Annotated in this window: 1 protein-coding gene and 1 pseudogene; both read right to left on the reverse strand. The window is 78.9% G+C overall.

Going from position 1 to position 7585, the window contains the following annotated elements:
• Positions 1-99 precede the first annotated feature (99 nt).
• Positions 100-301 (reverse strand): annotated as a pseudogene (locus ACH5AR_RS32190) (polyketide synthase docking domain-containing protein); the annotation flags it as partial.
• A gap of 31 nt (positions 302-332) precedes the next feature.
• A partial coding sequence (locus ACH5AR_RS32195) for a type I polyketide synthase (protein ID WP_396305058.1) occupies positions 333-7585 on the reverse strand: 7253 nt, incomplete at its 5' end.

Genomic DNA, 7585 nt, shown 5'->3' on the forward strand with positions numbered 1-7585 from the left:
GGAACTGGCCCGCCCCCGGGCTGCGGACCGCGCCCCGGGGGCCGGCGGCGCTCCGCCCGCGCCGGCGGGGGGGGCCCCCCCCGGGGGCGGGGGGCCGCCCGCCGCCCGCGTCCCGGCCCTCGGCGAGCAGCCGCCAGAGGTCCTCGGGCGTGCGGACGTCGCCGGGGAAGCGGCAGCCCATCGCGACGATCGCGATCGGCTCGTGCTCCGCGGCCTCCAGCTCGCGGACGCGCTGCCGCGTCCGCCGCAGGTCTGCGGTCACCTTCTTGAGGTAATCGACGACCTTGTCATCCGTCCGCATTGCACACCTTCCACCAGGCAGCGTTGACCGCTCAGAGGCCGAATTCCGCGTCGATCAGGGAGAGCACCTCATCCACCGACGCGGCTTGCAGTTCGAGGTCCGCATCGACAGTGGCAGCCGCACCCGCGGCCGGGACACCCCTGACGGGCACCCCTGCACCCCTGAACTCGCGCCACTTGGAGATCAGGGTCTCCAGCCGGGCGGTGACCCTGCGGCCGTCCTCGTCGTCCAGCTCGGCGCCGGTGAGCGCGGCCTCCAGGGCGTCCAGCCCGGCGAACACGTCCGCCTGCGCGGGGGCGTCCGCCGCAGGGGCCAGACGCTCCGCCAGCAGGGCGGCCAGCGCCACCGGGTCCGGGTGGTCGAAGAGCAGCGTGGAGGGCAGGCCGAGGCCCGTGGCGCCGCCCAGCCGGTTGCGCAGCTCGACGGCGGTCAGCGAGTCGAAGCCCAGCTCCAGGAAGCCCTTGCGGGGCTCCACCGCCTCCGGGCCGCGGTGCCCGAGCACCTCGGCGGTGAGCCCCCGGACCAGCTCCAGCAGGATCCGCTCCCGCTCCGCCGCCGGGACGCCGGCCAGCCGGGAGGCCAGCGCGCTCCCGTCCTCGGCCGCCCCGGCCGGGGCCTCCGGGCCCGGGGCCGCCGCCAGGGCGGCCGGGATCCCGGCGAGCAGCCGGCTGGGCCGGGCCGCGACGAACCCCGGCGCGAACCGGGACCAGTCCACGTCCACCACGGCGACCGCGGTGTCGCCCTGGGCCAGCGCGGCGTCCAGGGCGGCCAGCCCGGCGGCCGGGGGCAGCGGGGTCACCCCGGTGCGCCGGGCGCGCTCCAGCACCTCGCCCCCGGCGGCCATGCCGCCCTCGTCCCACGGCCCCCAGGCCACCGAGGTGGCGGGCAGGCCGAGGGCCGCGCGCTGCTCGGCCAGGGCGTCCAGGTAGGCGTTGGCGGCCGCGTAGTTGGCCTGCCCGGGGGCGCCGAGCGTGCCGCTGAACGAGGAGAACAGCACGAAGGCGGCCGGCTTCGGCTCCAGCGTCAGCTCGTGCAGGTGGCGGGCCGAGGCGGCCTTGGCCCGCAGGACGGTCTCCAGCCGCTCGGGGGTCAGCGCGTCGATCACGCCGTCGTCGAGCACCCCGGCGGCGTGCACCACGCCGGTGAGCGGGTGCTCGGCGGGGATGCCGGCCAGCAGGGCGGCGAGCTGCTCGCGGTCGGCGGCGTCGCAGGCGGCGACGGTCACGGTGGCGCCGAGGGCGGTCAGTTCGGCGGCGAGGCCGTCGGCGCCGGGGGCGTCGGGGCCGCTGCGGCTGGTGAGCAGCAGGTGGCGCACGCCGTGCTCGGCGACCAGGTGCCGGGCCAGCCGGGCGCCGAGCGCACCGGTGCCGCCGGTGACCAGCACCGTGCCGTCGCCGTCCCAGCCGGGCGCCTCGCCGCGGCGCGCCGCCGGCGCGGGCAGCAGCCGCCGCCCGTACAGGCCGTCGGGCCGCACCGCGAGCTGGTCCTCGCCGCCGGTGCCCCGCAGGGCCGCGGCCAGCAGGGCCCCGGCCGGGCCGTCGACCTCCTCCGGCAGGTCCACCAGGCCGCCCCAGCGGTCCGGGTGCTCCAGCGCGGCCGCGCGGCCCAGGCCCCACAGCGCGGCCTGCGCGGGCTCGGCGACCTGCTCGCCGAGCGACACGCCGGCCCGGGTCGCGCACCACAGCGGGGCGTCCACGGCGAGGTCGCCGAGGGCCTGGAGCAGTGCCACGGCGCCGGCCGTGACGGCCTGCTCGTCGGCGCCGTCCGCGAGGGCCAGCAGCGAGAGCACGCCGGTCGGCGCGGTGCCGTCCAGGGCCCGGCGCAGCGGGCCCGCCAGTGCGGCGCGGTCCAGGCCCTCCGGGCCGACGGGCACCCGCAGCACCCGCGCGCCGTGCCGTTCCAGCGCCGTCAGGGCGCCCTCGGCGGCGGGCAGGGCGGCCCCGGCGGGCAGCACCGCCAGCCAGCTGCCCGCGGCCGGGCCGGCCGGCGGCTCCGGGAGCCGCTGCCAGGCGGCCCGGTAGCGCCAGGAGTCGAGCCGCGAACCGGCCCGCTCGCGGTGGCGCCAGGAGGACAGCGCGGGCAGCACCCCGGCCAGCGAGCGCTGCTCCTCCTCGGCCAGCCGCAGGCTGGCGCCGAGCGCGGTCACGTCCTGCCGCTCGACGGCCTCCCAGAACGCGGCGTCCGCCGGGTCGGCGGCCGGGGCGGGCCCGTCCAGCCAGAACCGCTCGCGCTGGAAGGGGTAGGTGGGCAGCTCCAGGCGGCCGGCCGGGGCCCCGGCGGCGGCGAAGAACGCCGGCCAGTCCACCGCGGCGCCCAGGGTGTGCAGGGCGCCGACGGCCCGGACCACGGACGCGGCCTCCGGCCGGTCCCGGCGCAGCGCGGGCAGCAGGGCGCTGCCCTCCGGGGCGTCCGTCCCGGCCAGGCAGTCCCGGCCCATCGCCGTCAGCACGCCGTCCGGGCCCAGCTCCAGGTACCTGGTCGCGCCTTCGGCGGCCAGCCGCCGGAACACCGCGTCGAAGCGGACGGCCGCGCGGATCTGGCCGACCCAGTACTCCGCCGTGCACAGCTCCTCGGCGGCCACCGGGCGGCCGGTGCCGGAGACCACCGGGACCAGCGGCTCCCGGTACGTCAGCGACTCGGCGACGGCGCGGAACTCCGCCAGCATCGGGTCCATCAGCGGCGAGTGGAAGGCGTGGCTGACCCGCAGCCGCCGGGTGCGGTGCCCGGCCGCGGCGAGGTCCGCGGCGATCCGCAGGACGGCCTCCTGCGGCCCCGCCAGGACGGTGGCCCGCGGGCCGTTGACGGCGGCCACCGCCACCTCGTCGCCGAGCAGCGGCAGCACCTCGGCCTCGGCGGCCTCCACGGCCACCATCGCGCCGCCGGCCGGGAGCCGCTCCATCAGCCGCCCGCGGGCGGCGACCAGCCGGGCGGCGTCGGGAAGGGAGAGGACGCCGGCCGCGTGGGCGGCGGCCAGCTCCCCGACGGAGTGCCCGGCGAGGAAGTCCGGCCGCACGCCCCAGGACTCCACCAGGCGGTAGAGGGCGACCTCGACGGCGAACAGGGCGGGCTGGGTCCAGCCGGTGCGGTCCAGCAGCTCGCCGCCCTCGGCGATCACCTCGGCCAGCGGCCGCTCCAGGTGGCGGTCCAGCTCCGCGCAGACCTCGTCGAAGGCCGCGGCGAACACCGGGAACTCGCCGTACAGTTCGCCGCCCATCCCGGCGCGCTGGGCGCCCTGGCCGGTGAACAGGAAGGCCGTGCGGCCCGCGGCGACGGTGCCGCGCACCAGCTCGGGGGCCGGCCCGCCCTGGGCGAGCGCCGCCAGGGCGGCCAGCAGCTCCTCACGGTCGGCGGCCACCACGGCCGCCCGGTGGGCGAACTGCGCGCGGCCGGTGGCCAGCGAGCGGCCGAGGGCCGCCGGGTCGGTGTCCGGGGCGGCGTCCAGGTGCTCGTGCAGGCGGCGGGCCTGGGCGCGCAGGGCCTGGTCGGTACGGGCCGAGAGCAGGAACGGGAGGGTGCGGCGGCCGGCCGGCGCGGCCGGCGGCTGCTCCTGCGGAGCGTGCTCCAGGATGACGTGGGCGTTGGTGCCGCTGACGCCGAAGGAGGAGACGCCGGCCCGGCGCGGGCGGCCGGTCTCGGGCCACGCCCGCTGCTCGGTGACCAGCTCGACGGATCCGGCCGTCCAGTCCACCTGGGAGGACGGCGCGTCCACGTGGAGGGTGCGCGGGACGGTGCCCCGGCGCATCGCCTCGACCATCTTGATCACGCCGCCGACGCCGGCGGCGGCCTGGGTGTGGCCGATGTTGGACTTCAACGAGCCGAGCAGCAGCGGCAGTTCGCGGTCCTGGCCGTAGGTGGCCAGCAGCGCCTGGGCCTCGATCGGGTCGCCCAGCCGGGTGCCGGTGCCGTGCGCCTCCACCACGTCCACCTCGGCGGCGGCGAGCCCGGCCCGGTCGAGCGCCTCGCGGATCACCCGCTCCTGGGAGGGCCCGTTGGGGGCGGTCAGCCCGTTGGAGGCGCCGTCCTGGTTGACGGCGCTGCCGCGCAGCACCGCGAGCACCGGGTGCCCGTTGCGGCGGGCGTCGGAGAGCCGCTCCAGCAGCAGCATGCCCACGCCCTCGCCCCAGCCGGTGCCGTCCGCGGCCTCGGCGAAGGCCTTGCAGCGGCCGTCCGGGGCCAGCCCGCGCTGGCGGCTGAACTCGATGAACGAACCCGGCGTCGACATCACCGCGACACCGCCGGCCAGGGCGAGCGAGCACTCGCCGGAGCGCAGCGCCTGGCCCGCCAGGTGCAGGGCGACCAGCGAGGAGGAGCAGGCGGTGTCCACGGACACCGCCGGGCCCTCCAGCCCCAGGGTGTAGGCGATCCGGCCGGAGGCGACGCTGGCCGAACTGCCGTTGCCCAGGTAGCCCTCCACCTCCTGCGGGACGGTGGTGAACCGGGCCGCGTAGTCGTGGTACGAGATGCCGGTGAAGACGCCCGTCCGGCTGCCGCGCGCCGACTGCGGGTCCACGCCCGCGTGCTCGAAGGCCTCCCAGGCGGTCTCCAGCAGCAGCCGCTGCTGGGGGTCCGTGGCCAGCGCCTCGCGCGGGTTGATCCCGAAGAACGCGGCGTCGAACCCGGCGGCGTCGTACAGGAACCCGCCCTCGGAGGCGTAGCAGGTGCCGGGCTGCTCGGGGTCGTCGCTGAACAGCGCGGCGGTGTCCCAGCCGCGGTCCTGCGGGAAGCCGCCGACGGCGTCCCGGCCCTGGGCGACCAGCTGCCACAGCTCGCCGGGGCTCGCCACCCCGCCGGGGTAGCGGCAGCTCATCCCGATGATCGCGACCGGGTCCTCGGCGTCCACCGGGCCGAGGGCCGGGGCGGGCGAGGAAGCGTCCTCGCCGAGCACCTCGCCCAGCAGCCGGGCGGCCACCGCCTCCGGGGTCGGGTGGTCGAACAGCAGGGTGCTCGGCAGCCGCACCCCGGTCGACCGGGTGAGCCGGTCGCGCAGCTCGACCGCCGTCAGGGAGTCGAAGCCCTGCTCCTGGAACGGGCGGACCACGTCGATCCCCTCGGCCGAGGGGTGGCCCAGGACCTCCGCCGCCAGGCCGCTGACCAGCTCCACCAGGGAGCGGGAGCGCTCGGCGACGGGCAGGGCGGCCAGCTCGGCCCGCAGCGCCGAGGCGCCGCCGTCGGCGGCCGCGGGCCGCTCCTCGGCGGCCGCCGACTCCCGCACCTCGGCCAGCGCGCCCAGCAGCGGGCTCGGCCGGAGGGCCGTGAAGCCGGGCTGGAAGCGCGACCAGTCCACCTCGGCGACGGTCACGGCCGTGTCGTCCAGGTCCAGCGCCTGCCGCAGGGCCGCCACCGCGAGGTCCGGCGACAGCGCGCCCAGGCCCATCCGCCGCAGCGGCTCCTCCTGCCCGGCCGACATGCCGTCCCCGGCCCACGGGCCCCAGGCCACCGAGGTGGCCGGCAGGCCGCGCGCCCGGCGCCGCTCGGCCAGCGCGTCCAGGAACGCGTTCGCCGCACCGTACGCGGCCTGGCCGCCGCCGCCCCAGACCCCGGCGACGGAGGACATCAGCACGAAGGCGTCCAGCTCCACGCCGTCCAGCAGCTCGTCCAGGTGTGCGGCGCCGGTCACCTTGGCCGCGCCGGCCGCGGCCAGCGCGTCCGCGTCCAGCTCGCGCAGCGGCCCCATCGCGCCCGAGCCGGCCGCGTGCACCACGGCGCTCAGCGGGCCGAGCTCCGCCAGCAGCCCGGCCAGCGCCGCGCGGTCCGCGACGTCGCAGGCGGCCACCGTGACCCGCGCCCCCAGGCCGGCCAGCTCGGCCTCCAGCGTGGCCGCCCCGGCGGCCTCGCCGCCCCGACGGCTGGTCAGCACCACGTGCTCCGCGCCGTTCCCGGCCAGCCAGCGCCCGATCCGGGCACCCAGCGCACCCGTACCGCCGGTCACCAGGACGGTGCCGCGCGGGCGCCACTCCCGGCCCGCCGTGCCGCCGGCCGCCCGGGCCAGGCGGCGCGCGTACAGCCCGTCCGCCCGGACGGCGGCCTGGTCCTCGCCGGACCCGCCCGCCAGCACCGCGGCCAGCCGGTCACCGGCCCTGCCGTCCAGAGCCTCCGGCAGGTCCACCAGGCCGCCCCAGCGCACCGGGCACTCCAGCGCGGCCACCCGCCCCAGGCCCCACAGCTGCGCCTGTGCCGGGCTGACCGGCCCGCCCGGCGCGGTCGCCACCGCGCCCCTGGTCGCGCACCACAGCGGGGCGTCCAGCCCGGCGTCGTCCAGGGCGTTCAGCAGCAGCACGGTGTCGGCCAGCGCGGCCGGCACCCCGGGCCGGGCCTCCCGCTCGTCCAGGGCCAGCAGGGACAGCACGCCCCGCGGCCGGCGCTCCCCGACGGCAGCCGCCAGCCGGGCGGCCAGCGCGGCACGGTCCTCGCCCCCGGCCGCCGTGACGGTCAGCACCCCGGCGCCGCGGGCCCGCAGCGCGGCCGGCGCACCGCCGCACTCCTCCTCCGTCCGGCCCGCGGGCAGGACGACCAGCCAGTCGCCGTCCAGCGCGGGCGGGGCGGCCGGGTCGGCGAGCCGCTGCCACTCGACGCGGTAGCGCCAGGAGTCCAGCCGCGAGCGGTCCTGGCGCTCGCGCCGCCAGGAGGACAGCGCGGGCAGCACCCCGGCCAGCGACTGCCGCTCCTGCTCGGCCAGCCGCAGGCTGGCGCCGAGCGCGGTCAGGTCCTGCTGCTCGACGGCCTGCCAGAAGGAGGCGTCCGCCGGGTCGGCGGCCGCCCCCGCGGCGGGCGCGGCGTCCAGCCAGTACCGGCGGCGCTGGAAGGCGTAGGTGGGCAGGTCGACCCGGCGGGCGCCGGAGCCGGCGAAGAACGCCGCCCAGTCGGCCTTCACCCCGCGCCCGTGCAGTGCGGCCAGGGCCGTCACGGCGCTCCGCACCTCGGGCCGGTCGCGCCGCAGCACCGGCACGAAGGCCTCGTCGCCGCCGTCGGCGCCGTCCCGCCCGAGGGCGGTGAGCACGGCGTCGGGGCCGAGTTCCAGGAAGGTGGTGACGCCCTTGGCCCGGAGGGTGTCCAGGGCGTCGTGGAAGCGGACGGTGTGGCGGGCGTGGCGGGTCCAGTAGTCGGGGTCGGTGAGTTCGGCGGTGGTGGCGGGTTTGCCGGTGAGGGTGGAGACGATGGGGATGGTGGGGGTGTGGAAGGTGAGTTCGGCGAGGGTGGTGCGGAACTCGTCGAGCACGGGTTCCATGAGGGGGGAGTGGAAGGCGTGGCTGACGCGTAGTTCGCGGGTCTTGTCGAACTTCTCGG

Origin of the sequence: Kitasatospora sp. NPDC018619 (assembly GCF_044391605.1) — a bacterium.
Taxonomy (GTDB): domain Bacteria; phylum Actinomycetota; class Actinomycetes; order Streptomycetales; family Streptomycetaceae; genus Kitasatospora.